Below are 248 nucleotides of genomic sequence, written 5' to 3' on the forward strand. Positions count from 1 at the left end.
TTAAAACAGCACAGCTTAAAGGTGATCGGTTATGCTCACCTAAAACTTCAGACCATCGCAGATCATCTCGAAATCAGCAAGAAAACCGTCTATCGAACGCTAAAAAAACTTGATGCAAAAGGTTATATCACGAAGATTCACACTGTCAGTGGTAAACGTAAGAATAACGGTGCAATGGTCTTTAGAATCAATACCTATACACAGTATGAAATCATCCGAGAAAAAAATGTCCACGCTAAAATGTCCAC

The 248-nt window shown here is 38.3% G+C and carries 1 protein-coding gene; it reads left to right on the top strand.

Annotation, left to right across the window (positions count from 1 at the left end; genetic code table 11):
- Positions 1–248, top strand: a 248-nt coding sequence (locus ACZ2V4_RS11870) for an HTH domain-containing protein (RefSeq protein ID WP_490514973.1), incomplete at both ends; no start/stop codon positions are given.

Source organism: Macrococcus sp. CoH-51_TC_04 (assembly GCF_058188655.1).